The organism is Ideonella sp. B508-1, from assembly GCF_000333615.1.
Lineage (GTDB): Bacteria > Pseudomonadota > Gammaproteobacteria > Burkholderiales > Burkholderiaceae_C > Ideonella.
On the sequence record NZ_BADL01000260.1, the window covers coordinates 1 to 2,219 of the forward strand.

3 protein-coding genes are annotated in these 2,219 nt (G+C 71.3%); 2 read left to right on the top strand and 1 reads right to left on the bottom strand.

Features of this window, described 5'->3' with window-relative positions; all coding sequences use genetic code 11:
* Positions 1-425 (bottom strand): LysR family transcriptional regulator (locus I73_RS10845; RefSeq protein WP_022980625.1); only part of this gene is annotated, 425 nt, incomplete at its 3' end.
* A 118-nt stretch (positions 426-543) separates the two neighbouring features.
* Between I73_RS10845 and I73_RS10850 the strand changes: the two genes are divergently transcribed.
* Both I73_RS10850 and I73_RS10855 read left to right on the top strand, forming a co-directional pair.
* The gene (locus tag I73_RS10850; protein ID WP_022980626.1) at positions 544-1,221 is read left to right on the top strand and encodes a substrate-binding domain-containing protein; all 678 of its coding nucleotides are present in this window, start codon (positions 544-546) and stop codon (positions 1,219-1,221) included.
* 77 nt (positions 1,222-1,298) lie between these two features.
* Positions 1,299-2,219, top strand: a 921-nt coding sequence (locus tag I73_RS10855; RefSeq protein WP_022980627.1) for an MFS transporter, incomplete at its 3' end; no start/stop codon positions are given.

Here is a 2,219-nt window from a genome sequence, read left to right on the forward strand (position 1 = left end):
GCCCGGCCCGACTGCAGCCATTCCCCCCACGTGCACGGAAAACCCCTCGGGTGATGGCCAGCCGGGCCCGCGGCAGCTCCTCTTGGAAAGGCCTGGATCAGCGGCAGGGTGTAGAGCCGCGCCAGCGTGGGCGGCAGGGCCACGGTGATCTGGCCGACCGGCTCATGGCGGTGGGCGCTCAGGTCCTCCTTGGCCAGGGACACCAGGTGCAGGATGTCCTGGCAGTACTCCAGCAGCCGGCTGCCGGCCGGCGTCAGCGTCACGCCTCGGCCGGTGCGCACCAGCAGGGTCTCGCGCAGCTCGGTTTCCAGGGCCCGCACCTGCCGGCTCAGGGCCGGCTGGGCCACGTCCAGCACCAGGGCGGCCTTGCTGAAGCTGCCGTGCTCGGCCACATGCAGAAAGGTCTCAAGCTGCTGGAGGTTCATGGGGAAATCCCGGATAAGCCATGCCCAAATGGTATAGCAGCTAGTAGAGCCATGCGCTTGGACGAATAGCTCGGCATTTCCAGAATCCGCTCATCCCAGATCGCTGTCGAGCCCCCGCATGAAGATCATCTCCTCCATGGCCACGCGCGCCCTGCTGGCCGAACTGGCCGAGGCCGCCGGCCAGGCCTTGGAACTGGCCGTGTCGGTCGAGTCGGTCGGCGGGGTGGACGCCGCCAAGCGGGTGCGCGCCGGCGAGGCCTTCGATGCCGTGGTGCTGGCCAGCGACGTGATCGACGCGCTGATCGCCGAAGGGCACGCCCTGCCCGGCAGCCGGGTGGACCTGGTGCGCTCGGAGGTGGCGGTGGCCGTGCCGGCCGGGGCGCCCCTGCCGGACATCTCCAGCGCCGCCGCGCTGCGCCAGGCCATGCTGGCCGCGCCCTCGCTGGGCTACTCCACCGGCCCCAGCGGCAACGCCCTGCTGCGCTACATCGACCACTGGGGGCTGAGCGAGACGCTGCGGCCCCGCCTGGTGCAGGCCCCGGCGGGCGTGCCGGTGGGCACCCTGGTGGCACGGGGCGAGGTGGCCCTGGGCTTCCAGCAGCTCAGCGAACTCATCCACGTGGCCGGCATCACCCTGGCCGGCCCCATGCCGGCGGACGCGCCCATCGTCACCGTGTTCTCCGGCGCGGTCTGCCAAAGCGCCACCGCCCCCGAGCGGGCCGCCCAGGTGCTGGCCTGGATGGCGCAGCCCGCCACCGCGCCGGCCAAGCAGCGCCAGGGCATGGCCCCGGCCTGACACCCCAGACATCCACCCACCACCAGCGCGCCCGCAGAGGCCGCGGCCCATCCCGCGCATTCCACCAGGAGACAGACATGAACACCGCCCGGCACGTCAACGTGCAGACCCTGCTGAACGAGCAGCCGATCACGCCCTACCAGTGGGTGGTCTTCGCGCTGTGCTTCTTCATCGTGCTGCTCGACGGCTTCGACACCGCCGCCATCGGCTACATCGCCCCCTCGCTGATCAAGGAATGGGGCGTCAGCAAGCCGGCCCTGGCCCCGGTGCTGAGCGCGGCCCTGTTCGGCCTGGCCGCCGGTGCCCTGTCGGCCGGCCCGCTGGCCGACCGCCTGGGTCGCAAGCGCGTGCTGGCCGGCTCGGTGGCCCTGTTCGCCGCGGCCTGCCTGGGTTCGGCCTTTGCCGGTGACCTGACGGAGCTGGCCATCCTGCGCTTCATCACCGGCATGGGCCTGGGCGCGGCCATGCCCAACGCCGTCACCCTGACCAGCGAGTACTGCCCCGAGAAGCGCCGGGCCCTGATCACCAACCTGATGTTCTGCGGCTTCCCGCTGGGCGCGGCGCTGGGGGGCTTTCTGGCCGCCTGGATGATCCCGGCCTTCGGCTGGCGCAGCGTGCTGCTGGCCGGCGGCGTGGTGCCCCTGGTGCTGACCGTGCTGCTGTGGACGGTGCTGCCGGAATCGGTACGCTACATGGTCGTGCACAGCTGGCCGGTGGAGCGCATCCGCCGCGTGCTCGCCCGCATCGCCCCGGAACAGGCCGCGCAGGCGCAGGGCTTCGTGCTGCCCGAGCCGGCGCCCATGTCCGGCGCGGTGCAGAGCGGCATCAGCATCGTGCTCTCGCCGTCCTACCGCATGGGCTCCTTCATGATGTGGCTGGCCTACTTCATGGGCCTGGTCATCTTCTACGCCCTGATCAACTGGATGCCGGTGCTGTTCAAGGACGCCGGCCTGGACCCCAAGACCGCCACCCTCATCTCGGCCCTGTTCCCGCTGGGC

What these genes read in the sequence shown, in the direction of transcription:
- I73_RS10850 (WP_022980626.1), top strand. Translation starts at nt 544, where the DNA reads ATGAAGATCATCTCCTCCATGGCCACGCGCGCCCTGCTGGCCGAACTG.